This is a genomic window from Agarivorans gilvus (assembly GCF_001420915.1).
Classification (GTDB): domain Bacteria; phylum Pseudomonadota; class Gammaproteobacteria; order Enterobacterales; family Celerinatantimonadaceae; genus Agarivorans; species Agarivorans gilvus.
Map to the genome: position 1 here is coordinate 3,029,883 of NZ_CP013021.1, position 24,605 is coordinate 3,054,487.

At 50.5% G+C, this 24,605-nt stretch carries 21 protein-coding genes and 1 riboswitch; of the genes, 9 read left to right on the plus strand and 12 right to left on the minus strand.

Going from position 1 to position 24,605, the window contains the following annotated elements:
* Positions 1-115: 115 nt before the first annotated feature.
* The 4 genes from menB to AR383_RS14250 are packed head-to-tail and all read right to left on the minus strand — an operon-like array spanning position 116 to position 4,784.
* Positions 116-961 (minus strand): 1,4-dihydroxy-2-naphthoyl-CoA synthase, encoded by an 846-nt coding sequence (gene menB / locus AR383_RS14235; RefSeq protein ID WP_055733732.1) that lies wholly within the window; start codon positions 959-961, stop codon positions 116-118.
* On the minus strand, positions 958-1,749 hold the full coding sequence (menH, locus tag AR383_RS14240; protein WP_055733733.1) for a 2-succinyl-6-hydroxy-2,4-cyclohexadiene-1-carboxylate synthase: 792 nt from the start codon (positions 1,747-1,749) through the stop codon (positions 958-960). Before menH ends, menB begins: the two co-directional genes overlap by 4 nt.
* Positions 1,739-3,469, minus strand: coding sequence for a 2-succinyl-5-enolpyruvyl-6-hydroxy-3-cyclohexene-1-carboxylic-acid synthase (menD, locus tag AR383_RS14245; protein ID WP_055733734.1), 1,731 nt, complete (start codon positions 3,467-3,469; stop codon positions 1,739-1,741). The genes menH and menD overlap by 11 nt, the downstream gene beginning before the upstream one ends.
* A complete protein-coding gene (locus tag AR383_RS14250; protein WP_055733735.1) occupies positions 3,462-4,784 on the minus strand; it encodes an isochorismate synthase in 1,323 nt (440 codons plus the stop codon). Before AR383_RS14250 ends, menD begins: the two co-directional genes overlap by 8 nt.
* Before the next feature lie 133 nt (positions 4,785-4,917).
* Here AR383_RS14250 and AR383_RS14255 point away from each other — a divergent pair, with 133 nt between their 5' ends.
* The 9 genes from AR383_RS14255 to AR383_RS14295 all read left to right on the plus strand — a co-directional run bounded on the left by AR383_RS14255 (position 4,918) and on the right by AR383_RS14295 (position 14,454).
* Entirely contained in the window at positions 4,918-5,814 is an 897-nt protein-coding gene (locus AR383_RS14255) for a 1,4-dihydroxy-2-naphthoate polyprenyltransferase (RefSeq protein WP_232304745.1), read from the plus strand.
* Between the two features lie 101 nt (positions 5,815-5,915).
* Positions 5,916-7,103, plus strand: a complete 1,188-nt coding sequence (locus AR383_RS14260) for an outer membrane beta-barrel protein (RefSeq protein ID WP_055733737.1) — start codon at positions 5,916-5,918, stop codon at positions 7,101-7,103.
* A 122-nt stretch (positions 7,104-7,225) separates the two neighbouring features.
* Positions 7,226-7,341: riboswitch (TPP riboswitch) on the plus strand.
* A 107-nt stretch (positions 7,342-7,448) separates the two neighbouring features.
* Positions 7,449-9,386: a phosphomethylpyrimidine synthase ThiC gene (gene thiC, locus AR383_RS14265; protein WP_055733738.1), complete on the plus strand. Its 1,938-nt coding sequence runs from the start codon at positions 7,449-7,451 to the stop codon at positions 9,384-9,386.
* Complete coding sequence (thiE, locus tag AR383_RS14270; RefSeq protein WP_055733739.1) at positions 9,376-10,911, plus strand: thiamine phosphate synthase; 1,536 nt, start codon at positions 9,376-9,378, stop codon at positions 10,909-10,911. Before thiC ends, thiE begins: the two co-directional genes overlap by 11 nt.
* 10 nt (positions 10,912-10,921) lie before the next feature.
* Complete coding sequence (locus AR383_RS14275) at positions 10,922-11,710, plus strand: HesA/MoeB/ThiF family protein (protein WP_055733740.1); 789 nt, start codon at positions 10,922-10,924, stop codon at positions 11,708-11,710.
* The gene (gene thiS / locus AR383_RS14280) at positions 11,707-11,910 is read left to right on the plus strand and encodes a sulfur carrier protein ThiS (protein ID WP_055733741.1); all 204 of its coding nucleotides are present in this window, start codon (positions 11,707-11,709) and stop codon (positions 11,908-11,910) included. Before AR383_RS14275 ends, thiS begins: the two co-directional genes overlap by 4 nt.
* Before the next feature lie 11 nt (positions 11,911-11,921).
* On the plus strand, positions 11,922-12,686 hold the full coding sequence (locus AR383_RS14285; protein WP_055733742.1) for a thiazole synthase: 765 nt from the start codon (positions 11,922-11,924) through the stop codon (positions 12,684-12,686).
* A gap of 12 nt (positions 12,687-12,698) precedes the next feature.
* Positions 12,699-13,811 carry a 2-iminoacetate synthase ThiH gene (gene thiH / locus AR383_RS14290; RefSeq protein ID WP_055733743.1) on the plus strand — a complete coding sequence of 371 codons (1,113 nt, stop codon included), beginning with the start codon at positions 12,699-12,701 and terminating at the stop codon, positions 13,809-13,811.
* 109 nt (positions 13,812-13,920) lie between these two features.
* Entirely contained in the window at positions 13,921-14,454 is a 534-nt protein-coding gene (locus AR383_RS14295; protein ID WP_055733744.1) for an ATP-dependent zinc protease family protein, read from the plus strand.
* Between the two features lie 85 nt (positions 14,455-14,539).
* Here AR383_RS14295 and AR383_RS14300 read toward each other — a convergent pair whose 3' ends face one another.
* From AR383_RS14300 to xylB, 8 genes are all read right to left on the minus strand, one after another.
* Positions 14,540-15,223: a DNA ligase gene (locus tag AR383_RS14300; RefSeq protein ID WP_083481624.1), complete on the minus strand. Its 684-nt coding sequence runs from the start codon at positions 15,221-15,223 to the stop codon at positions 14,540-14,542.
* The gene (locus tag AR383_RS21330; protein WP_083481625.1) at positions 15,193-15,387 is read right to left on the minus strand and encodes a hypothetical protein; all 195 of its coding nucleotides are present in this window, start codon (positions 15,385-15,387) and stop codon (positions 15,193-15,195) included. The genes AR383_RS14300 and AR383_RS21330 overlap by 31 nt, the downstream gene beginning before the upstream one ends.
* A gap of 408 nt (positions 15,388-15,795) precedes the next feature.
* Positions 15,796-17,118, minus strand: coding sequence for a xylose isomerase (xylA, locus tag AR383_RS14305; RefSeq protein ID WP_055733745.1), 1,323 nt, complete (start codon positions 17,116-17,118; stop codon positions 15,796-15,798).
* A gap of 255 nt (positions 17,119-17,373) precedes the next feature.
* A complete protein-coding gene (locus tag AR383_RS14310) occupies positions 17,374-17,970 on the minus strand; it encodes a type 2 periplasmic-binding domain-containing protein (protein WP_055733746.1) in 597 nt (198 codons plus the stop codon).
* 357 nt (positions 17,971-18,327) lie between these two features.
* Positions 18,328-20,331 carry a transketolase gene (gene tkt, locus AR383_RS14315; protein ID WP_055733747.1) on the minus strand — a complete coding sequence of 668 codons (2,004 nt, stop codon included), beginning with the start codon at positions 20,329-20,331 and terminating at the stop codon, positions 18,328-18,330.
* A gap of 21 nt (positions 20,332-20,352) precedes the next feature.
* A complete protein-coding gene (gene tal, locus AR383_RS21585; protein ID WP_055733748.1) occupies positions 20,353-21,312 on the minus strand; it encodes a transaldolase in 960 nt (319 codons plus the stop codon).
* A 460-nt stretch (positions 21,313-21,772) separates the two neighbouring features.
* Positions 21,773-22,987 carry a XylR family transcriptional regulator gene (locus AR383_RS14325; protein WP_055733749.1) on the minus strand — a complete coding sequence of 405 codons (1,215 nt, stop codon included), beginning with the start codon at positions 22,985-22,987 and terminating at the stop codon, positions 21,773-21,775.
* A 99-nt stretch (positions 22,988-23,086) separates the two neighbouring features.
* On the minus strand, positions 23,087-24,538 hold the full coding sequence (xylB, locus tag AR383_RS14330; protein ID WP_055733750.1) for a xylulokinase: 1,452 nt from the start codon (positions 24,536-24,538) through the stop codon (positions 23,087-23,089).
* Positions 24,539-24,605: the final 67 nt, after the last annotated feature.

Genomic DNA, 24,605 nt, shown 5'->3' on the forward strand with positions numbered 1-24,605 from the left:
GGCAATAAGTCTAGCGTAACGAGGTTTTTCTCTACTTTGCACACTGTTGGCTTAGCCAACAGTGTGTTGATGTCGAGTCAAATCCAGTTAGCTGGAGCCAAGCCGCAATTGCAAACTAGGGGTTACGTTTAAACTTATTAAATTCAGGAGGGCGCTTCTCATTGAAGGCGTTACGCCCTTCTTGACCCTCTTCTGTCATGTAAAACAGCATGGTGGCATTGCCAGCGAGCTCTTGAAGACCAGCTTGTCCGTCACAGTCGGCATTTAGCGCCGCTTTTAAGCAGCGCAGCGCCATTGGGCTGTTTTGCAGCATTTCTCGACACCATTGCACGGTTTCTTTCTCTAGCTCGGCGTAGGGCACCACGGTATTCACTAAACCCATGTCCAGCGCTTCTTGGGCATTATACATGCGGCATAAAAACCAAATTTCGCGGGCTTTTTTCTGACCGACGATGCGCGCCATATAGCTGGCACCCCAGCCTCCGTCAAAGGAACCCACTTTGGGGCCAGTTTGGCCAAACTTGGCGTTATCGGCAGCAATGGTTAGATCGCACATCATGTGTAATACATGGCCGCCGCCCACCGCATAACCAGCTACCATGGCCACTACTGGTTTAGGGCAGGTGCGAATTTGTCTTTGAAAATCAAGCACATTTAAATGATGAGTGCCTTGTTCATCTTGGTAGCCACCATAGTCGCCGCGAACCGATTGGTCACCGCCGGAACAGAAGGCCAATTCGCCTTCGCCGGTAAGAATGATTACCCCGATGTCGGGGTCGATGCGGGCATCGTTTAAGGCGTGCATCATTTCCTGTACGGTGAGTGGACGAAAGGCGTTGCGCACCTGCGGTCGGTTAATGGTAATTTTGGCGATGCCACACTCAGACTTATGGTAGCGAATATCTTGGTAGTCTTGGTTGGCGTCATGCCAAATTACGGCGGAACGGTCAATGTTAGTCATGGCTTTCTCTTTGTTGTTGCTAAGACACTGGACAATAGCTGAAGAAACAGTGTCGGTTGTTCAAAATGGCAGTTGTGGCCGGCTTGTTCGATGCTGTGCCAACGTAGACGCGGATGCTGCTGTTGTAGCCGTTTGGCTAAACCTTGGTATTTATTGTCTAGGCTACCACCGATAAAATCCAGTGGCATTTTTAGCTGCTCCAGCTGAGCGCTGAGGTCACTTTGTAAGCCTAGGCTACAGGCACGTAGTGTGGCGGCTAGGCCTGAGCGCTCTTGTTGGGCTCGGCGTTTAATGAGTTGTTGACGTTGCGCCGCAGTCAGGTTGGCAAATACTGGCTGTTGATACCACTCTTGCAGCAGTTCATCTAAGGGTTCTTTTAGCCAACGGTCGGCCCAACGGTTGTCGTGCACTAGGCGTTGTTGGCGGGCGTCGGGGTCGCTTAAGCCAGGGTGGGCCGACTCGATAATTAAGTGCTGCAGGCCTTTGGGTGCATATAAGGCGTGATGCAGCGCCAAGCGGCCACCAAGGCTGTAGCCCAGCAAGTAATACTGGTTGATCTTAAGGCGCTTTAAACACTGGCTTAACTGCTGGCTAAAGTCTTTAAAGGCATGTCGTGGCTTAAGGCCTTGCCGGGCACTCATGCCATGTCCGGGAATATCTACGGTGACACAATAATAGTGTTGGCTGAGCTGGCTGATCAGCTCCTGCCAATCACGGCCGCAGCCAAGGAAGCCGTGCAATAACACTAGGCAGGGGTGTTGAGCTTGTCCATAAACACTACAGTGCATCTTGCTGAATAACCTGATTAATTAAGCTTTGGTAGCGGGCGCTGGCATCGCCAGAGGGCACACAAACTTCAATTAAGTAGCTTTGCTTGCTTTGCTGAGCCAGCTTGAAGGCATCGCTAAATTGTTGTTTATCTTCTACTTTGGCATAGGCTAAACCAAAACAGGCGGCAGCGCTGGCAAACTGGGTTTGATGGGGTAACTGGAAAAAGTCCCGCGCCAGCTGTTGATGTTGTTCGCCGCTGGTTAAACGAGGCAGCAAATTAAAAATTTCACCGCCGTTGTTATTGATCAGCACAATGGTTAGTGCCTGACTGCTTTGTGCAACTAAGCTCAGCGAGTTTAAGTCGTGCAATAGCGAGGTATCGCCAATAACGAGGGTACAGCGTTGTTGCAGTCCTTCGGCCACTCCGCAGCTGCTCGCCACCAAGCCGTCGATGCCTGAGGCGCCGCGATTAGCTAAATAATGGCTGGCACGACAAGGCCGCCCGAGTAACTCAAATAGCCGTACACTCATGCTATTGCCCATAAATAGGGCTGTGTTTGGTGGCTGTAATGCTGACACTTGCGCCACAATTGCCAACTCTGAATAGTCGCTTATGGCTTGCTCTACTAGCGGTGCTAACTGCTGCTGGGCGTGTCGCCATAACGCAAAATAGTGGTTCTCAGCATTTGAAACAGCTAGTGGGTGAGCTTGCAACCAAGCTAGAGCAGCACAGTGCCAGCGTTGCTGAATGCGGTGAGAGGGGTTAATCACCTGGTGATGAGGGTCGATTAACCAATGCTCGGCTTGAGTGTCTGCCAGATATTGGCCAAGCCGTTTAGACACCAACTTACCCCCAAATTGAATCACCAGCTTGGCTTGACTGTTGGCGGAAAACCCAGGGTTGGCGAGCAGCAATTCTGCTTGGCTAATCATTTGCTGTTGAGAAGACAGCGCCTGCCAGTGGCTTTGGCAGTCGACTAACACCGGTAGCCCCGCCTGTTGCGCCCAATCGACAATTGCCTGGCTTTGCGCTAACGCTTGTTGGCCAAGCACTACCAAAATTTGTTGCTGCTGGCGCAGGGTTAACCAAGCGGGATGTTGCTGGCAATTTATCGTTTGAGCTTGCACGCGATAATATGCGTTATCGCTGGCTAGCCAAGCCAACAAGGGACGTGCGTGTTCACTTAAGTCTTGTTTAACTTGTTCTGGGTAAAAGGGCTCGCGATAAGGACAGTTGAGATGAATCGGCCCCGCTTGCTGCTGTTGTTGGGCCAAGGCATGGCCTAAGTGGGTGAGCATGGTTTGTGGCGGGCTGGCTAAACTGGGCTCGCTTAATTGCGCTTGATAGACCGGATAGTGGCTAAAAATGCCCTGCTGTTGAATCGCCTGATTGGCTCCCATGCCAATTAACTCGCTGGGGCGGTCGGCACTTAAAATCACCAAGGGTACGCCATTTTGCCTCGCTTCCACCACCGCCGGGTAAAGGTTGGCAACGGCACTGCCAGAGGTGGTGATAACGACCACCGGCTGTTGTTTGGCGCGGGCTAGCCCTAGGGCAAAAAAGCCTAAACCGCGTTCATCAAAATGACAATGGCTAATACAGTCGGGGTGCTGAGCCACCGCTAGGCTTAAGGGGGCTGAACGAGAACCGGGGGCGAGGCAAAAGTGCTTTATACCATGGCGAACACAGTCTTCTATTAGCCATTCGGCCCAAGCGATATTAATGTTTTTAATCAAGCAGTGCGTCCTCATCCACTAATTGCAAAATAGTGGCTATTTTGTGGTTTAGCTCTTGCCACTCTTGGGCTGCTTGCGAGCCCGCCACAATGCCCGCGCCAGCAAAACTACTGAGTTGCTGGGGGCTGACTAAGGCGCTACGGATGGCCACCGAAAATTCACTTTGAGCGCCGCTTAGCCAACCTACGGCGCCGGCATACCAGCCGCGGGCATAACCTTCATTTTTAAGAATAAACTCTACCGCAGAAGAACGCGGTAGGCCACCCACAGCTGGGGTTGGGTGCAGTGCTTGTAGTAGTGAACGGTCGGCTAGGGCGGGACTGATGCGCGCCTGAATGCGGCGTTTTAAATGCTGGACTCGGTCTAGTTTCACCAGCTCCAGTTGTTCTAGAGCATTAACATGCAGGCTTAACTCTTGCAGGCGGCGGCTTAAATCTTCTACCACCAATTGGTTTTCCAGTTGATTTTTCGCATCTTCCAGCAACAGTTGACCCAGCTGCTGGTCTTGTTCTGGGCTGACGCCTCGCGGCGCAGTACCAGCCAGCGCTTCGCTAACCAGTTGACTGCCTTCGCGTGAATATAAACGCTCTGGGCTGCAACCGAGAAAGCTGTTAATGCCATCAAACTGAAATAGAAAGCTATAACATTTAGGCTCCTTTTGCTGCCATTGTTGCAGCAGAGTAAAGGGGTTAATCTCGCCATTTAATTGAATAGAAGTTTGCCGTGACAAGACCACTTTGGCGGTGTGCTGCTGAAATTCATCACTGGTGACTTCATCAACCAGCTTTTGCCATTGTTGGGCATTGGGTTGATCTTGGCGGCTCAGCGCCTTGGTGGCATTTTCGGGTAAGGGGCGGCTGGGGCGCAGCGCAGCAAAGGCTTGTTTAATGCGCTGATATTCTAATTCGGGTTGTTGCTGGAAGTTGGCGTTAACGAACAGCCGCGTGTATTCACCATCACAGCGGATCTCAAAGCGCGGAAGAATGAAACGATGCTGCGGAAAGCTTGGCCACTGGGCACTTTGTTGGGAAAAGGCGATGCCACCGTAAAAGCGTAATTGGTTATTACTTTTATCTAGCTGCTCACTCACCGCTTGCAGTTGTTCAAGGTCTAATACCGATTTTGCCGCGCCAATAAAAGCAACTTGCTGGCGGTGTTTGTTCTTCCAATAGCCGCGGGTAGTGTGTTGTTGCTGATTTAACCAAGCCAGCAGATCAAGCTTGTTGAGCTGAATACAAGCTTGCTGAAAACCTTGTTGCGGTGCTTGCCGAAGCTGGTCAATTAAGAATTGAAATTGGCTAGCCGATAGTCTCACTTAAACCATTCCTGCGGGAGATTAGCGTTTCAATGTAGCGGTTTTTAGCGCAACATTATAGTTAGATTTGGCTCTGCCTTGATGCTGAGCAATAATAGGCGCTAAGTTGTTATCGTTAATGTTGAATATTACTTTGAAATCATGGCTTCATGCGGCTCGTTTACGAACTCTGCCTTTGGCGAGCGCTTCGATTATTTTGGGTTCGGCTTTGGCCTATGCTCAACAGCAGTTTTTTTGGACGGTACTGGTTTTGGCCTTAGTCACCGCCTTGTTGCTGCAAATTTTATCCAATCTCGCTAACGATTACGGTGATGCCGAAAAGGGTCTCGACGACGATACTCGGCTTGGTCCCCAGCGGGCAATCCAAGCAGGCTTGTTATCGCGCCAGCAGATGCTGCGGGCGATTATTAGCGTGGCGGGCTTATCCATCGTTGCTGGCTTAGCGCTACTTAGCGTCAGCTTGGGTAACAATGTTACCGCGTGGTTAGGTTTTATCGGACTAGGTGGGCTTTCCATCATTGCGGCCATTGCCTATACCATGGGTTCTAAGCCCTACGGCTATCGCGGTTTTGGCGACATTAGCGTATTTATCTTCTTTGGTTTGCTGGGCGTGTTGGGTAGCTATTATCTACATACTCACCAGTTTGACCAGCGGGTGTTGATGCTGGCCGCGGCTAACGGCTTGTTAGCTACCGCGGTGCTAAATATTAATAATCTACGAGATTTCAAACCCGACCAACAAGCTGGCAAGCATACTCTAGCGGTACGTTTAGGCGAATACCGAGCCCGCTGTTACCATTTGGCCTTGGTGTACTTTGCCCTAGTATTGTTTGCACTGGTCACTTGGTTGCAGGCTCCCCTTAGCTTGGCTTGGTTATTCATCTTGCCTGCGCTGGCCTTAATTAAAGTGAGCCATGCGGTGTTTGTGGGTTATCAGGCGCAAGATCTTGATCAACAGTTACAAGCCACCGCAAAGTTGAGCTTTATCATTGCCTTAGTGTTTAGCGCCGGGATTCAAATCAGCTGGTAGCTAACTAAGCTGTGAGCTTATTTGCGCACTATAAAGAAAAAGCATTGAGCCAAGTCCTATAGCTTTGCTAAGGTAGTGACAGAGACTTGGGAGGATCGCCAATGCGCAAGATAGGGAGTGTCTTGTTGCCAGCGTTGTTATGCTCGGTTCCGGTTATGGCGGCTATTCAGCCGGCAAAATGGTATACCGCAGATGGCGTTGGCATTGTGCCCAGCATCGAAGTGATGGGCTTGTACGACAGCAATTTGACCAACAGGGAAAGCGATCAAATAGCCTCTTGGGGAACCATCGTTTCCCCGGCCATTAGCGCTATTTCCGAACAACAAAAAAGTGCCTACTATGCCAGTTACCGCCTGATTTGGGGGGACTACGCCGACAGTAGCGCGGATAATTTTGTTGACCATAAGTTCGGTTTAACCGGTGACTGGAAGTTTAGCGTCAGGCATCACTTGAATCTGCGTTATGACTTTCAGCGCAACCATGACCAACGTGGTGAGGGTATATCCTCAGGGGTGGGTGGCACCATCGACGAGCCAGTACGTTACCGCTTAAATGCGCTGCGTGGCCTTTATGACTTTGGTGCAGCCAGCGCTAGCGCTCAAGTCCAGCTAGAGGCGCTGCTGCGGCGTATCGACTATGAAAATTTCCGCGACTTCACTCAATTCCGAGATCGTAATGCCCTGCAAGGCAATGCCCGCTTTTTCTATCGGCTCTCTTCGGCGACGCGAATACTGGCCGAGCTGGGGGCGCTTAGCAGTGACTACCAACAACAGCAGGCTGGCGTAGCCAGTCGAGACTTTAACGACCTAGCCGGGTTTGTGGGAGCCGACTGGGAAATCAGCGGTAAAACTAAGGGGCGAGCCAAATTAGGTTGGCAACGGCGTAAGTTTGATCAAGGCGAGCGGGAACAGTTTAGCGGCTTGAGTTGGTCGCTGGCGGCCGACTGGTCACCACGCAGTTATTCCCATTTCACTCTGGCAGGGAGCCGTCAAGCTAAGGCGCCAGAGCAAGGCGGCGATGTTATCGACAATGACAAGCTGAGCGTTGATTGGGAGCATTATTGGTTACAGCGCTTAGCCACCGATCTCACCTTGACTTACAGTAATGACGATTATGTCGGCTTAGAGCGTAAAGATACAGTCTACGAAGGACGAGTGGGAATTCGCTATCAATTTCGCCGCTGGTTAGAAGTGTCCTTATGGCAATTATGGCGCGATAAAGACTCAAACCAGAGCGGTGTGAGTTACGACAAGCAAGTCACCAGCTTAAAGATTCGCATGAGTTTATAAGCTAGGTGTAACTCAAGCGGCAAGCCGCGGCGGCTAACAATGCTTAGCCTTGGTGGGTTAGTTTTATCGCGCCGTTTGTGAGATTTCGCTATTGTGGTTTAGTTTTATAGCTCCTATACTCGGCTCTCTTGTCGGAGTGCCGAAAGGCTGAGACCGCGGTTAGTAATAGCTACGTAGTGCGGGATCCGTATAACTTGATCAGGGTAATGCCTGCGCAGGGAACAAGATGAGTAATCCTATCTGTTTACTTTAGTTGCATCGCTTTTTGCTTAATGCAGCAGAGTGTCCGATTACTTTTCCTACATCCGACAAGCCTCATTGTTAAATTTTATTAAGAGGCCAGTCATGTCAAGACGCGAAAATCGAGCTGCAGCAGAGCAATACATCAATAATCTGCAAGGCCAACCCTTTCCTAATTCAGAAAAAATCTATGTTCAAGGTAGCCGAGACGATATTCAAGTGGCAATGCGCCAAATCAATCTCTCCGACAGCTTAGTCGGCGGTACCAAAGAGCAACCTCAATTTGAAGCCAACGAACCGGTACGAGTATATGACTCTTCAGGCATTTACAGCGACGAGCAGGCCGAGCTAGACGTACATAAGGGCTTGCCGCAGTTGCGTAAGGCTTGGATTGACGAGCGCGGCGATACTGAAGAACTCAGCGGCTTAAGTTCTAAGTTTTCTCAGCAGCGCCTCGCCGATGAAGGCTTAGATCATATTCGTTTTGAAAACCTACCTACCCCACGTAAGGCCAAGCTCGGAAAAACTGTTACTCAGTTGCACTATGCTCGCCAAGGCATTGTGACGCCAGAAATGGAATACATTGCGATCCGTGAAAACATGGGCCGCGAAAAAATCCGCCAAGACTTGCTGGAGCAGCAACAACCCGGTCACTCCTTTGGTGCGGCCTTGCCTGAGTACATTACCCCAGAATTTGTGCGTGACGAAGTGGCGCGCGGCCGAGCGATTATTCCGGCCAACATTAACCACGCCGAAGCCGAGCCGATGATCATTGGCCGTAACTTCTTGGTGAAGGTAAACGCCAATATCGGTAACTCGGCGGTCACCTCGTCGATTGAAGAAGAAGTAGAGAAGTTGGTATGGGCTACCCGCTGGGGCGCGGACACGGTGATGGACTTATCCACCGGTCGTTATATTCACGAAACCCGCGAATGGGTGATCCGTAACTCGCCGGTGCCGATTGGTACGGTGCCGATTTATCAGGCTCTAGAAAAAGTCAACGGCATTGCCGAAGATCTCACTTGGGAAGTATTTCGCGACACCCTGATTGAGCAAGCCGAGCAAGGGGTGGACTATTTCACCATTCATGCGGGGGTGTTACTGCGTTACGTGCCTATGACCGCCAAACGGGTGACCGGCATTGTGTCGCGAGGTGGTTCGATTATGGCTAAGTGGTGTTTGGCTCATCACCAAGAAAGCTTCCTCTATGAGCATTTCCGCGATATTTGTGAAATTTGTGCCGCCTATGATGTATCGCTATCCTTGGGTGACGGCATGCGCCCTGGTTCGATTGCCGATGCCAACGATGAAGCGCAATTTGCCGAATTGGAAACCCTGGGCGAGCTGACCAAGGTTGCTTGGGAATACGATGTGCAGGTGATCATCGAAGGCCCTGGTCACGTGCCGATGCAAATGATCAAAGAGAACATGGAGAAGCAGTTAGAAGAGTGTCATGAAGCGCCGTTCTACACCCTTGGCCCGCTAATTACCGATATTTCTCCTGGTTACGACCACTTCTCTTCGGGGATTGGTGCGGCGATGATCGGCTGGTTTGGTTGCGCCATGCTGTGTTACGTGACCCCTAAAGAACATCTGGGTCTACCCAATAAAGACGATGTTAAACAGGGTCTGATTGCCTACAAAATTGCTGCTCATGCGGCCGATTTAGCCAAAGGCCACAGTGGCGCGCAAATTCGCGATAACGCCATGAGTAAGGCGCGTTTCGAGTTCCGTTGGGAAGATCAATTCAACCTAGCGCTAGACCCCGATACGGCGCGTGCTTATCACGACGAAACCCTGCCGCAAGATTCAGCCAAGGTGGCGCATTTCTGCTCGATGTGTGGGCCTAAGTTCTGCTCGATGAAGATTTCTCAGGAAGTACGCGATTACGCTAACGACTTAGAAATAAAGTTGTTAGACGAGCCGCTAGCCGACTTGAGCTACGTAGCCGAAGGCATGGCGGAAAAGTCTGCCGAGTTTAGAGGCAAGGGCGCAGAAATTTATCACTCACCGCTACGCTCCGAGACCGCCGATGAACAATAAGTTTGCCGAGCAGCCCAGCCTGCGCCCGCAAATTTGGAGCATCGCCGGCAGCGATAGCTGCGGAGGTGCCGGTTTGCAGGCCGACTTGCTCACCGCCCACGATTTTGCGGTGGACTGCGCCACGGCAGTGACCGCAATTACCGCGCAAAACATTCAAGGGGTGAGGGCGATACAGGCCTCGTCGCTGGAACTGTTAGCTGCTCAATTAGATGCCTTAGCTGAAACTAACCCGGCCAAGGTGATCAAAATTGGCATGTTAGGCAGCGCCGAACTCGTGCACTTAGTGGCGGATAAAATCGCCAGCTACAAGGCTAACTGGGCGGAGCCGCCACTGGTGATTTGTGACCCAGTGCTGGTGGCCAGCTCCGGTGCTAGTTTAGCGCTAGAGGGAGTAATTGCTGCCTTACCAGCTTTGTTTGCGCAAAGCGATGTAGTCACGCCCAATGCCAGTGAGCTAGCCAGTTTAAGCGGCATCGAGCTAAACAGCGTAGCGGCACTTAAGCAGGCGTGTCAGCAGCTGTTAGCGCAGGGAGCAAAAGCGGTGTGGGCTAAGGGCGGTCACAGCACCATTACCCCAGAGCTTGCCGTGGACTATTACAGCGACGGGCTGCGCGAGATTCTGCTATCCAGCCCTCGCTTGAATGCGCCGCACACTCACGGTACTGGCTGCACGTTGGCCTCGGCCTTGGCTTCGGCGCTAGCGCACGATTTTGCCATGGAAGATGCCTTGGTATTGGCCAAGGCCTATGTATTTCAAGGGCTGAAACAGCTACAGGGGCGGGGCAACCTAGCTCACCTTGGCTGGCCGCAGCAGCGTAGTGATTTTCCGCGTGTGGAGTCGGCGCAAACCGCGCTAGGCCAAGATTTTGGTTTAGGCGAATCTTGGCCAGAAGCGGTGCCCTTTGCTCGCTGTGATACCAATCAGCTGGGTATTTACCCGGTGGTAGACAGCCTAGAGTGGATAGCGCGTTTGCTTAAATTAGGCGTGAAAACTCTGCAACTGCGGATCAAAGATAAAGCCGACAGTGAAGTGGAGGCCGATATTCAAGCCGCGATTGCACTGGGTCGGGATTATCAGGCGCGGCTGTTTATTAACGACTATTGGCAATTAGCGGTGAAACATGGCGCCTACGGGGTGCACTTGGGGCAAGAGGATCTAGAGGTAGCCGACTTAAGCGCCATTGCCGCGGCGGGTTTGCGCTTAGGTATTAGCACTCACGGTTATTTTGAATTGCTACGTGCCAGCCAGTTGCAACCCAGTTATATTGCTCTTGGGCATATTTTCCCCACTACCACCAAACAAATGCCGTCCAAGCCGCAGGGCTTGGCCAAGCTAAGCCGTTATGCGGCGCTAATGCAAGACTACCCCTTGGTAGCCATTGGCGGCATTGATCTGGAGCGCGCCAAGCAAGTATGGCAGTGTGGAGTAGGCAGTGTGGCGGTGGTACGAGCGATTACCGAAGCCAGTGATCCCGCTATTGCGCTAGCGGCGCTGCAGGCCATTGTTGAGCAGCCAAACCAGTAAAGGAAACACTATGAGTCGAAGCACATCCAAACCAGCAGCATTAAGCGATCAGGAATGCCTGCGCTACAGCCGTCACCTGTTATTAAAAGAATTAGGTGAGGCGGGGCAATTGAAACTGAAAAACGCTCAGGTCTTGCTAGTGGGGATGGGTGGCTTAGGCGCACCGGCGGCGCTGTATTTAGCCGCCGCTGGAGTAGGCAAATTGGTGATCGCCGATTTTGACCAGCTTGAGAGTTCTAACTTGCAGCGCCAGGTGTTATACCGCGAAGCCGATGTGGAGCAGCCTAAGGTAGTGGCCGCAAAACAGCAGCTACAGGCGCTTAATTCCAGCGTACAAGTGCGTACCGTGCAGCGCAAAATGGATGCAATGTTGTTAGCGATGGAAGTGGCGCAGGCCGATGTGGTGCTTGATTGTAGCGACAATATCGTCACTCGCTATGCGGTGAACCAAGCCTGTGTCGAGGCCAAGGTGCCCTTGGTCAGTGGCGCCGCAGTGGCCTTCGATGGTCAGCTAATGGTATTTGACTTTCGCCAAGCGCAGCAAGGCTGTTATCACTGCCTGTTTCCTGATGCCAGTGAGCAACAGCTTAACTGCAGCAACGCCGGGATTTTAGGCCCGGTGGTGGGCACCATCGGCAGCTTACAGGCCTTGGAAACGTTGAAACTGCTGGCCGATATTCCGTCTGCTCAAGTGGGCCGTTTTTCCAGCTTTGATGCGCATAGTCTGGAGTGGTTCCATCTTAAGGTGAATGCCGATAGCGCCTGCCCAGTATGTGGAGAAGAGAAACAAGCATCATGATTACTATCGAATTTAATGGTGAGCGCCTAGAGCTTGCAGCTGCGCTCACTCTGCAACAGCTGCTAGAGCAGCAACAACAAAACCCCAACGGCATCGCTGTGGTAGTCAACGGCAACATCGTTAGCCGCAGTGACTGGGCCAATACGCCGCTCAGCGAGCAGGCGAAAGTCAAAGTTTTTCGCGCAATTGCTGGCGGTTAGGAGAAGTACAGATGTTAAACATTGCAGATAAAAGTTTTACGAGTCGCTTGTTTACCGGAACCGGCAAATTTGCTACTTCCGAGTTAATGAGCCAAAGCATTCAAGCCAGTGGTAGCCAGTTGGTCACCATGGCGATGAAGCGTGTCGATGTGCAAGACCAAGACGACGATATCCTTGCGCCCTTGCTTAAAGCTGGGGTGAATCTATTGCCCAATACTTCCGGTGCGCGTAATGCCGAGGAAGCGATATTTGCCGCCCAGTTAGCGCGTGAGGCGCTGGGCACCAACTGGGTAAAATTGGAAATCCACCCCGATCCTAAATACCTCATGCCAGATCCGATTGAAACGCTAAAGGCCGCCGCCACTTTGGTGGAGCAGGGCTTTGTGGTATTGCCCTACGTGCATGCCGATCCGGTGCTGTGTAAGCGCTTAGAAGATCTAGGCTGCGCCGCGGTGATGCCGCTAGGCGCACCAATTGGCAGCAACAAGGGCTTACGAAGCCGCGATTTTCTGGAAATCATCATCGAGCAAGCTCGCGTGCCAGTGGTGGTGGATGCAGGCATCGGCGCACCTTCGGATGCCGCCTTGGCGATGGAGCTAGGAGCAGATGCGGTATTGGTGAATACCGCGATGGCGGTGGCCAAAGATCCGGTGGCCATGGCCAAGGCCTTTGCCCAAGCGGTTGAGGCAGGGCGCAGCGCCTACTTGGCCGGTTTAGGCGGCCAGCAACAGCAGGCTATGGCTTCGAGCCCTTTAACCGCCTTTCTGGATGACTGATAAGGAGCCGACATGAGCTTTTCTGAGCTATTGGCGCAGTATGATAGTGCCGAGGTACATCTGGCGATTAACAGCAAGTCGGCGGCCGATGTGGAGCGGGCGTTGGCCAAAGATAAGTTAGACTTAGACGATTTTCAGGCGCTGATCTCGCCCGCCGCGGAAGCCTACCTAGAGCAAATGGCGCAGCGCAGCCAGCGTATTACCCAACAGCGCTTTGGTAAAAATCAGCAGTTTTATATTCCCTTGTACTTAAGCAATATGTGCAGCAATGTTTGCGAGTATTGCGGCTTTTCCATGGGCAATAAAATTCGCCGAGTAACCTTGGATGAACAAGCCATCGATGCCGAGTTAGAAGCGATTAAACAACTGGGTTTTGATCATATTCTGCTGGTGACCGGAGAGTCGGAGCGGCTTACCGGCATGCCGTATTTTCGTAAGGTGCTACCGCGAGTCAAGGCGCGTTTTAACCATGTGTCCATGGAAGTGCAGCCCTTGGAGCAAGCCGAGTATGAAGAGCTCGTTAGCCTAGGCGTAGATGCGGTGATGGTTTATCAAGAAACCTATAACCGTCGGCGTTATGCCGAAGTACATCACAAGGGCAAGAAGTGCGATTTTGATTTTCGTTTGGCCACACCAGAGCGTTTAGGTGAAGCCGGGATCAGAAAGATTGGCATCGGGGCTTTGATCGGTTTAGATGAATGGCGCAATGATTGTTTCTTTGCTGCCGCCCACCTACAGTATTTAGAGCGCCGTTACTGGCAGAGCAAGTTCTCTATTTCGTTTCCGCGCCTGCGCCCCTGTGAAGGCAGCTTTCAGCCCAAATCTTTGATGACAGATAAGCAGTTGGTACAGCTTATCTGCGCCTATCGCTTATTTAATCACGATGTAGAACTGTCGCTGTCGACCCGTGAATCGGAGCATTTTCGCAATCACGCCATTCCACTGGGTATTACCAGCATGAGCGCTTTTTCTAGCACCCAGCCCGGTGGTTATGCAGACACTTCCTCTAAGGCTTTAGAGCAGTTTGAAATTAGCGACGATAGGCGCCCTGAAGAGGTGGCTGCCGCGGTGCGTAAGGCCGGTTACCAAGTGGTGTGGAAAGACTGGGACAGGGTGATGGGCTAACTTGCTTTGGTCGGGCTCGGCTAGATGTAGCTAAAATCGAAAAAATCGTGTTAGGCTAAGCGGCGCAATGCGCTCTGGCGCTAGAACGCGATAATTGAAGAGGTGAACGATGTTGAAAAACCTATTGCTGGTATTCACGTTGCTGATGGCGAGCCATGCGGCGATGGCCGACAAGCAAGTGGTAGGCGCCGCCGAATATGTCAAAGTACTGGAAGCCGATTTGGCTTTTTTGAGTCGAGTGGATACCGGGGCCGCCAGTACTTCTTTGCATGCGGTGGAGATGCATGTGCTAGATGGGGTAAACATCAACCCTGCTGATTACAGTGAGGCTGAGCAAAAGTCGGTGGTGCGGCCGAAGATGCGCAGCAACATTGGTAAGTACCTGCAATTTACTACCGAAAACGAGCAAGGCGAGCGACATCAGGGCAAGGCCAAAATTACCGATGTGGTGGCGGTGCGTAATTCGCAAGGTTTAGAGGTGCGTTATAAAGTGGCGCTGGCTGTGGCTTGGCAGGGGCAGGCGAAAACCGTAGAAGTGAACCTGCGTAACCGCAGTAAAATGCACTATAAAATGCTGCTGGGACGCAACTGGTTGGAAGGTGACTACTTAGTGGATGTAGAGCGCAATAAAAACTTAAAGTAGCTTAGGTTTTGAGAGAAAAGGGGCGAAGGCCCCTTTTTTGTTGCCGTGTAATTCACTTGCTCTAGTCCGTTCAGCGACTTTGTTCTTATAGCGCTTGGTATTGCCGCACAAAGCGGGCAAAGCGCGGTTTGCCCTTGCTGGTCAGCCCGTTATAACGATAGTGCACCATGCTGCCTATGGCGGGTGGAGTGGCACGCTGCTGCTCAGTTAAGCCACTACCCAATTTAAATAGCCGGCCTTGAGCGTCTTTTACCACCAGAGCACCCACCATGTTTTGGTATTTACCTTGCCCTTGGCTGTAAGCAACGACCTCGGCCTCGCCATCTTGATAGCTTTTATACTTAATCAAGGCCTTGCTGCGGGTCGCCAGATAGAGCGCGTCGGGATCGCGCAACATCAGCCCTTCTCCGCCATTATCGCTTAGTTCGGCCAGCTGGCGCTCGAGTGCCAATTGGTTGGAGTATGGCTGGTAAGTGGGTAACTGCAGAAAGGGTTTACCCTCAATTAGCTGCTGTAAGCGCTGATAACGCTGGCGATAACTGCCAGCAGCTTCGGGCAAATCAAACACCATAAATTGCAGAGCTTGCCATTGTTCAGCGGAGGGGTTTTGCTGCTGGATTAAACTCTGTAGTGCGCCAAACTGACCACGCCCCAACCAGAGCTCTCCTTCGATAGGAATACTCGGGAGTTGCTGGCGTAAGGTAGCGGGCAGAGAAATTATCAGACCGTTGCGGCTGATTAATTGTTGGCCATTCCAATAGGCTCTAATGCCATCGTATTTTCACACACCCAATAGCCTTGCAGCGGAATATCTTGAGAATATTCGCTAGCTAATAACAGGGCTGGTGGGGAGGTTTGCTGAGCAAGCGCCGCCTGCGGTGAAGACAGCAGTAACAAACACAAACTTAAAGGTGTGGCAGGGTTTGGTTTCATTAGTTTTTACCATTTAATGATTTTTTTATCATTAAATGGTAGGGCATAAGTTTTAGTTGCGCTAGCAACAGTCAGATTTTTGTTGTTACTGAAATAAGTTTGTATTGAGGGAATAGCATTAGCCATTAATGTTAGCAGCAGAGCGTTTAGGTTTAGTTTAGCGAGTTGTGTGTGCCAGCTGTTCGAGGTAATAGCAGTCTGTGTAATGTACTCATGGTGAGTGCAGCAGAAAATGGTTTTTAGGACGGGTATAACTTGAGCTTAAGCAAAGGCATAGACAGGTGGGGGGCGCTTCACACCGGAGTTAGTTCGGCTTGCTTAGCGGTCACTCCTTGTCGCGGCAGCTAAATAAAAAAAACCGACGCAGAGCGTCGGCAAATTAGTACCAATTAGCGATCGGTTTTCAGCTTATTTGCTGTAAATGTATTTGTTGACGATGTTTTCCAACTCTTCTTGACGGCCTGATACATGGGCAGGGTCAATATTTTCAGCAAGGGAGTGTTGTGCTAAAGACTCTAGGCTGTAATCACCAGACATAATGGCTTTACCAAAGTCACCGCTCCAACCGGCGTAACGCTCTGCTACGATTTTGCTAATTTCTTCGCTTTCGATCAGTTTGGCCGCTTTTTCTAGTGCTAGTGCACAAGTGTCCATACCGCCAATGTGACCGTGGAAGTAGTCAGCTGGATCGATACTTTGACGACGTAGTTTAGTATCAAACATCAAACCACCCGTAGCAAAGCCGCCATTGCGTAGAATGTCGTACATCACTGGTGTCCACTCTTCAACACTGTTCGGGAATTGGTCGGTATCCCAGCCAAGTTGAGCATCACCGCGGTTTGCATCAATAGAGCCAAATAGGCCTAGTGAAATGGCGGTGGCAATTTCGTGATGGAAAGAATGGCCAGCTAGGGTGGCGTGGTTTACTTCGATGTTAACTTTTACTTCGTTCTCTAGGCCAAATTGCTTCAAGAAGCCATATACCGTGGCGGTATCGTAATCGTATTGGTGTTTAGTGGGCTCTGCTGGTTTAGGCTCGATTAACAAGGTGCCTTTAAAGCCAATTTTATGCTTGTGCTCAACTACCATTTGGAAGAAGCGGCCTAGTTGCTCGCGTTCTTGACGTAGGTCGGTATTGAGTAACGTTTCATAACCTTCACGGCCACCCCATAATACGTAGTTTTCACCGCCTAGCATCTTAGTGGCGTTCATTGCTGTGAACACTTGAGTCGCTGCATAGGCAAATACTTCTGGATTAGGGTTAGAGCCTGCACCAGACATGAAGCGAGGGTTAGAGAAGGCGTTGGCGGTGCCCCACAATAGTTTCATGCCTGTTTCGTCTTGTTTCTGAGCTAGCACGTCCATCATGATTTTCATGTTTTCGGCGTACTCTTTAATTGAGTTGCCTTGTGGAGCCACATCTACATCGTGGAATGAGTAGTATGGAGTGCCAATTTTAGAGAAGAAATCGAAAGCTACATCGGCTTTTAGCTTGGCGTTTTCTAGTGTATCGCCACCTTGGTGCCAAGGACGGTCGAAGGTGCCTGCACCAAAGATGTCGTAGCCGTTCCAGCAGAAGTTATGCCAGTAACAAGCACCAAAGCGTAGGTGTTCGGCCATGGTTTTACCCATGATTACTTTATTGGCATCGTAATGGCGGAAAGCCAAGGGGTTAGTGGACTCAGGTCCTTCGTATGCGATTTTTTCAAATTGGTCAAAATATTGAGCCATGGTACTACTCCTAAAAAGAATGCGTTTTCATCCGGAGAACCTGTCTCCTGGTGAGTTTCATTGTTAGCTCTGGCAGGCTTTCCCTCAATTACGAAAAATGCAGGGTTTTTTCAGCTATTTACTTTTCGTGCGCTGACTCGCGTTTTTTCAGCGTGCTTTTTCAGGAAAATCAAAAAAAATAGCTGAAATAGGTTTCGATGTGAAATTTCGTAACAAGCTTATTCATGCTTAACGAAAAACATAAGTAGTGAGGGGCTATCGGGCTGCGGCGTCGCGTTTAAAACCAGAGAGCGAGTAGGAATTATTTAAGTATTGTTTCTGTACAGTATTGATGGTCTGGTTTAAGCGAGCCATAAAGTCTGGGTGCTGGCTTAAATACTGCTTGGAGATATAAATACCAAAAGGTCTAGCACTTTGTACTACTTCAATGTATTCGTCGTTAATCAAGTTAGGGTGCTCGGCGCTTTCTTTAAATACGTCAGCTGACAAAAAAGCCGCATCGATGCGTTTAACGTCGAACAGCATTTGCGCCAGTTTTTTTACATTGTGTTGTTTACCGATAACCTGATAGTGGTTTTGTAACAGCCAAAAATGGGTATTTGTTCCTTCAATTGAGGCGACTTTGGCTTGGCTTTTAAATGCCGCTGAATAAGGGTCTAAGAAGGTGTCGTAGCGAAAAAACCAGCTCCAATTGTTATACAGTAAAGGGCTAGAAAATTCGGCGAACTCATCACGTTGGCTATTTTGCGAGGCCAAGAAAAAACCATCCGCTTTATTGTGTTCAATTTCACTAAGTGCTCGCTTAAAATTGGGCACTATACTGGCTTGGTAGTCTTGCCCCATGCTTTGCATGATTTTCTCCAGCAAGAAATTGCCAACCGCTTGGGGAGCTTCGCTATTGGTGGTATAGGGGGGAAATCGGGATAAACCAAACGCAACGGCTCTGCTTGAGCGTTAGCAAGCCATAGCCCGACGAAAGCCGCCAGCAAGCGTGCTACTTTACCCATTCGCTATGGCTCCTTTTTACTCGCTATCCTTGCAGTATAGATTTCATTGTAAGCGGGTAGCTTGGCGAATAGCAAAATTATTTGAAAAAGCCTGAGCGCGCAGACTTTAGCTGAGTAGCTGCATAGTTAGCGCGAGTTTGCTTGGTGCTAGAGCGTAAACAAAAAAAAGCGCTATAAATAGCGCTTTTTAAGGTTGTTAGGCTTACTTGGCTAATAAGCTAAGGCTTTTATCCACTACATTGTCTACGGTGAAACCAAACAGTTTAAACAATTCACCAGCCGGAGCTGATTCACCAAAACTGGTCATGCCCACAGTGATACCGTCTAAACCAACGTATTTGCCCCAGTAGTCGGCTTGTAGCGCTTCTACTGCGACTCGTGCGCGTACTGCGTTGGGTAATACGGCTTCGCGGTAGTCGGCATCTTGCTTGTCGAAGCGCTCACAACAAGGCATCGAAACAACTCTCACTTGCTTACCTTGCTCGCTCAACTTGGCGGCTGCCGCTACGGCTAGTTCTACCTCGGATCCGGTAGCAATTAAGATCAACTCTGGCGTGCCACTGCAGTCTTTTAATACGTAAGCACCACGGCTAATTTGTTCTAATTGCTCAGTGCTGCGTTTTTGCTGCTCAAGTGCCTGACGAGAGAAGATTAACGCGCTAGGTCCGTCTTGACGCTCAATGGCGTTGATCCAAGACGCCGCCGATTCAACTTGGTCACAAGGGCGCCAAGTTTCCATGTTGGGAGTCAGGCGCAGACTCGCCACTTGCTCGACCGGTTGGTGAGTGGGGCCGTCTTCACCCAAACCGATGGAATCGTGGGTATAAACAAAAATTGAGCGCTGCTTCATTAGCGCCGCCATGCGCACAGCGTTACGCGCATATTCCATAAACATCAGGAAGGTGGCTGAATAAGGAATAAAGCCGCCATGTAAGGCGATGCCGTTTTGCATGGCTGACATACCAAACTCTCGCACCCCGTAGTGAATGTAGTTACCCGAAGCATCTTCGGCACTCACTGATTTAGAGCTAGCGTGGAAAGTTAAATTAGACGGTGCTAAATCGGCGGAACCACCGAGTAGCTCGGGCAACAACTTACCCACCACATCCAAGGTATTTTTAGACGCTTGGCGGCTAGCAATGTTAGCGGGTTGATTTTGTAAACCTTGCAACAAGGCTAGGCTTTCAGCTTGCCAGTTTTCTGGCAACTCACCTTGAACCCGGCGCGAGTATTCTCTGGCCAATTCTGGGTAGGCTTTTTTATAGGCGGCAAACAGGTCATTCCAAGCATTTTCTTGTTCACTGCCCTTGGCTTTGTGGTCCCAAGCTTGATAAATATGGCTGGGAACTTCAAAAGCAGGGTACTGCCAGCCAAGAAACTCGCGGGCGGCTTTGATTTCGTCTTCGCCTAGTGGTGCGCCGTGACAGTCGTGAGAACCCGATTTATTGGGTGAACCAAAACCAATAATGGTTTTAGTACAAATTAAGGTGGGTTTGCTTAGCTCGGCTTTAGCTGCAACAATGGCGGCATTAATTTGCTCTGGATCGTGGCCGTCTACGTCACGGATTACTTGCCAGCCGTAGGCTTCAAAGCGAGCTGGGGTATCGTCGGTGAACCAGCCTTCTACGTGGCCATCAATAGAAATGCCGTTATCATCCCAGAAGGCAATCAGTTTGCCTAAGCCTAGAGTACCGGCCAGTGAACAAACTTCGTGCGAGATACCTTCCATTAAACAGCCATCGCCCATGAAGGCGTAGCTGAAGTGGTCGACCACAGCAAAGTCGTCGCGGTTAAATTGGGCAGCGAGCATTTTTTCTGCCAGTGCCATACCCACCGCATTGGCGATCCCTTGACCCAGTGGGCCAGTGGTGGTTTCTACGCCGGGAGCGTAACCGTACTCTGGGTGACCGGGCGTTTTAGAATGCAGCTGGCGGAAGTTTTTCAATTCTTCAATGGGTAGCTCATACCCGCTTAGGTGAAGCAGAGAATAGAGCAGCATCGAGCCATGGCCGTTAGATAGTACGAAGCGGTCGCGGTTGCTCCAGCTAGGGTTGCTAGGGTTGTGAACTAAGTGGTCACGCCATAGTACTTCGGCGATATCGGCCATGCCCATGGGCGCACCAGGGTGGCCTGATTTTGCTTGCTGCACGCCATCCATGCTTAGCGCACGGATCGCGTTGGCGTATTGTTGACGAGGGTGAGACATCTTTTGCTTCCTAATAGTGGCTTAAGCTTGTAATGCTTCAACTAGCATTTTGTCGAGTTTGACTTGATCAACGGCAAAGGCACGAATACCTTCCGCGAGTTTTTCTGTGGCCATGGCATCTTCGTTATGAGCCCAGTAAAACTCGGCTTCGGTCATTGGCTCGGGGCGTGTTTTAGTGACGCCTTGGTCTTGTAAGCGCGGTTCTAGCACTTGTTCAGTTTGATCAAGTTCTTCTAGTAGTGCTGGCCCAATGGTGAGGCGATCACAACCGGCAAGCTCAATAATTTCCCCAATATTGCGGAAGCTCGCTCCCATTACCACGGTGTTGTAACCGTGATCTTTGTAGTAACGGTAAATCTCGGTGACCGAAATAACACCGGGGTCATTCACGCCGCTGTAGTCGATGCTGGCGTCTTTGGCTTTGTACCAATCTAGGATCCGTCCAACGAAGGGCGAAATTAAGAATACGCCAGCTTCGGCACAGGCGCGTGCTTGGGCGAATGAAAATAATAGGGTTAGGTTACAGTTAATCCCTTCTTTTTCTAATTGTTCGGCGGCGCGAATACCTTGCCAAGTTGAGGCCAACTTAATCAACACGCGTTCTTTGCTTACGCCAGCGGCTTGATATAACTCTATTAGGCGGCGCGCCTTGGCAATACTGGCTTCGGTATCAAACGATAAGCGGGCATCTACTTCGGTAGAGATACGTCCAGGAACCAGTTCTAGCACCTTGCAACCAATGGTTACCACCACTTTGTCGGCAGCCATAGCTAGTTGTTCGGCGGGATCATCGCTTTGGGTTTTCGCCCAAGCTGCTACTTCTTTTAACAGTTCGGAGTATTCCGGTAAGGCAAGTGCTTTGACGATCAGTGAAGGATTGGTGGTAGCGTCTTCAGGTGAAAATTTACGCATGGTGTCTAAGTCACCGGTATCGGCCACCACGGTGGTGTATTGTTTCAGCTGTTGTAGTAGAGAACTCATAAAAAGTATCGACCCTTAGTAATGAAATCATATTCCTAGGCTTGTTGGTTTGCCTGCATTATCAGTTGCAGGTCAAGCTTCCAACTAAGCTCCATATCCGTATAAAGTGCCAGACTGGCAGTTAAGTACAATTACGCTTTTTTTAGCGCTTATGTTGAATTTTCGCAGTGTCGATCAAGATCACGTTGTATTGGTGTGTTTGGCTTGCCTCACCGCGACAAGATGTTGCCTTGTTGTACTTATTCAAAGCAGCATGCGCCCATCGGCTAAAAAAAGATACGCAATAAAGTGGCAGATATATAGTAAGGTGAATCATGTTTTTTCATTGTTCACCGTATTTGTTGGTTGATTTTTATACTTAAACTCACGCTGTTTGCGGAGAGCTTGCTTGGCAATAAAACACCAGCTTTTAGTCAGTTATGCTGTGTTTATCGCCTAGTCAAGTTCGTTTATTGGCCACTTAGGCCTGTTTTAATGGTTGCTTTGTTTGCTCAATAAACGGAGCTAGCTCTCGGTTTGTCATGCCTTTTTGCTCACGTAGCATGCCGGGGGCCATTCCCCAGCGTTTTTTGACCGCGCAGGAGAGATATTGTGGACTGCTGAAACCCACGGTTTGGGCTATTTGGCTCAAGGTTTGATCGGTATCAACCAATAATTCTAGGGCTAGGTTGAGTTGGCAATCCAGTAAATAGGCATGTAGGGACATACCCAGCTCATGGTGAAACTTGTTGTCGATGGCACCGCGCGAGCAGCCCAGCTCGGCCAAGATGTGTTTTACTTTGATATTGCCCTGATTAATCCGTATCAGGTTAAGCGCCCCACGTACCAAGTTATCTTTAAAATGGAAGAAGTCGGTGGAGTCGCGAGCAATCACCCGTTCTGGCTGCACATAATGTTGATGCTGAATCAGCTGTTTGCCTTCCATTAAGGGCTGCAGTAAGGAAGCGGCCAAGTAACCCATGGCTCGGGTACCCTGGCGCACCGAGGTTAAGCTGGGTAGGCTGAGGGTACAGTTGAGTTCATCATCGTCGATGCCCATGATCGACACATCTTCAGGAATGCTAATTTTTGCCAGTTTGCAGGCATAGCTCAGCTGGCGCGCACGCACGTCATTGGCGGCAATAATGCCCACTGGTTTGGGCAGGCGAGTTAACCATTCACATAAACAGGCTAGGTCACTGTCCCAAGTATCGGCATTGTCTCTAGCGGTAAATTCGCTATAACTGCATTGATTGTCAACGCACCATTGACGCAGCAGGGTTTGTCGATTGGCCGACCAATTATTAAAGGGGCGGTTAGGGTAGCCGCAGAAGGCCAGATGAGTGTAACGGCGCATTTTTAAAAAACGCGCCGCCATATTGATGATCTGTTTGTTATCCGACATCACTAGCGGATAGCCCTGCATTTGTTTGGCTACAGTTTCACTACTGGCAACCCCCACCACTGGAATATCTCGTGATTGGATGGCGTCACGAATGTCGGGGTGATCAAAATCGGCGATCACGCCATCTCCTTGCCACTTATTAAAATCGTCCACCGAAAATAGGTTTTGTTCGCCGATGAATAGATTCCACGGGCTGCCTTTTTTCACAAATGAAGAGATGCCCGTGATGATGCCGCGGTCATAGGCCATGTTGGCGTTAAGTAACAGTGCAACGCGGTAGTTTTCGGTCATCGTCGGTTTCCAATGGCTAAGGGAAATAAATAAACAGTATTGCAGTCATACACGTAGTGAACGCCAGCCTGTTGGCTGGCGCAGAGCAGAGCTAAGTGCTTAAAACAAACCAAGCAACTGCGGGTAAAGCGCTTGATAACAGGCGCGGCGTTGGGCGTAATTAGCATGGCGCTCGGCATTGCTTTGGTGTACTTCAACCAACTCGGGAACCGGACAAACCTGTTCTAAACTGGCTTCAGGATTAACCGCCAATTGAGCCAAGCGAGCCGCACCTAGGGCTGGGCCAACTTCACCGCCTAGGCGGTAGCTCATTGCTTGACCGAATACATCGGCCAGCATTTGCCGCCAGTAACGGCTACGTGCGCCGCCGCCAATCAAAGTGATTTCCTCAGGTTTTAAGCCAGTGGCATGCAGCGCATCCAAACCATCGGCAAAGGCAAAGGCTACCCCTTCTAGAACGGCTCGGCATAGGTCTAGCGGGCCAGTTGAGTGAGTCATGCCAAAGAACACGCCTTTGGCTTCGGGGTTGTTATGAGGTGTGCGCTCGCCCGATAAGTAAGGTAGGAACACCACAGGGTTGTCACTTTCTGGAGCGGCTTCTACTGCCTCTAACATGCTCGGTACATCGGCTTGTCCAGTGAGCTTAACCACCCAGTCTAAGCAAGAGGCCGCGCTAAGAATCACCGACATTTGGTGCCAAGTGCCGGGTAAGGCATGACAGAAGCTGTGCAAGGCAGACTCTGGGTTGCTGAGGTAGCCATCGCTAACCGCAAAATAAACCCCCGAGGTACCTAAAGACAGCATGGCTTGTCCGGGTTTGGTGATACCTACGCCCACCGCACCCGCGGCGTTGTCACCACCACCCGCTACCAGTGGTACTGCAGGCATGCCCCAGCGCTCGGCTAATTCGGCTTTTAGTTGACCGGTAATTTGGTTGCCTTCAAACAAGGCGGGCATGTGCTCACGAGTGAGGCCAGTGGCGGCGAGGATTTGCTCGCTCCAATCACGTTTTGCCACATCGAGCCACATGGTGCCAGCGGCATCAGACATATCTGAAGCGAACTCACCAGATAACAAATAACGTAGGTAATCTTTAGGTAATAGTACTTTGTCGACCTTGGCGAAGATCTCTGGCTCGTTTTGTTTCACCCAAAGCAATTTGGGGGCAGTGAAGCCCGGCATCATGATGTTGCCCACTATGTCGCGAGACTCTGGCACCAAGCGTTCTAATTCTTCACACTGGGCGGCGCTGCGGCCGTCATTCCACAAAATGGCTGGGCGTAGCACTTCACCTTGCTTATCTAATAGGGTCGCTCCGTGCATTTGCCCGCTTAAACCGATGGCTTTTACCGTGGCTAAAGAGTGCTGCTGGCTGAGCGCGGTGAGTGCATCTTGAGTGGCTTGCCACCAATCTTCAGGTGCTTGCTCTGAACACAGTGGCGCAGGACGCGATACCGTTAAGCTCTCGCTTGCTTGGCCTAGTAGCTCGCCGTTTTCGGCTAGCAAAACTACTTTGACGCCAGAGGTGCCTAAATCAATACCAATATACATAAATTTTCCTTCATGGAAGCGAGCTGCTTGATTTAGCACAACGCTAAGGATGGCAGCCAATGATTAA

Coding starts and splice junctions, on each gene's coding strand:
- AR383_RS14325 (WP_055733749.1), bottom strand. CDS start 22,987: ATGACCGAAAACTACCGCGTTGCACTGTTACTTAACGCCAACATGGCC.
- thiC (WP_055733738.1), top strand. CDS start 7,449: ATGTCAAGACGCGAAAATCGAGCTGCAGCAGAGCAATACATCAATAAT.
- AR383_RS14310 (WP_055733746.1), bottom strand. CDS start 17,970: ATGCAAAGCATGGGGCAAGACTACCAAGCCAGTATAGTGCCCAATTTT.
- menH (WP_055733733.1), bottom strand. CDS start 1,749: ATGCACTGTAGTGTTTATGGACAAGCTCAACACCCCTGCCTAGTGTTA.
- xylB (WP_055733750.1), bottom strand. CDS start 24,538: ATGTATATTGGTATTGATTTAGGCACCTCTGGCGTCAAAGTAGTTTTG.
- AR383_RS14285 (WP_055733742.1), top strand. CDS start 11,922: ATGTTAAACATTGCAGATAAAAGTTTTACGAGTCGCTTGTTTACCGGA.
- AR383_RS14295 (WP_055733744.1), top strand. CDS start 13,921: ATGTTGAAAAACCTATTGCTGGTATTCACGTTGCTGATGGCGAGCCAT.
- tal (WP_055733748.1), bottom strand. CDS start 21,312: ATGAGTTCTCTACTACAACAGCTGAAACAATACACCACCGTGGTGGCC.
- tkt (WP_055733747.1), bottom strand. CDS start 20,331: ATGTCTCACCCTCGTCAACAATACGCCAACGCGATCCGTGCGCTAAGC.
- thiH (WP_055733743.1), top strand. CDS start 12,699: ATGAGCTTTTCTGAGCTATTGGCGCAGTATGATAGTGCCGAGGTACAT.
- AR383_RS14275 (WP_055733740.1), top strand. CDS start 10,922: ATGAGTCGAAGCACATCCAAACCAGCAGCATTAAGCGATCAGGAATGC.
- thiS (WP_055733741.1), top strand. CDS start 11,707: ATGATTACTATCGAATTTAATGGTGAGCGCCTAGAGCTTGCAGCTGCG.
- AR383_RS21330 (WP_083481625.1), bottom strand. CDS start 15,387: ATGAAACCAAACCCTGCCACACCTTTAAGTTTGTGTTTGTTACTGCTG.
- thiE (WP_055733739.1), top strand. CDS start 9,376: ATGAACAATAAGTTTGCCGAGCAGCCCAGCCTGCGCCCGCAAATTTGG.
- xylA (WP_055733745.1), bottom strand. CDS start 17,118: ATGGCTCAATATTTTGACCAATTTGAAAAAATCGCATACGAAGGACCT.
- AR383_RS14260 (WP_055733737.1), top strand. CDS start 5,916: ATGCGCAAGATAGGGAGTGTCTTGTTGCCAGCGTTGTTATGCTCGGTT.
- menB (WP_055733732.1), bottom strand. CDS start 961: ATGACTAACATTGACCGTTCCGCCGTAATTTGGCATGACGCCAACCAA.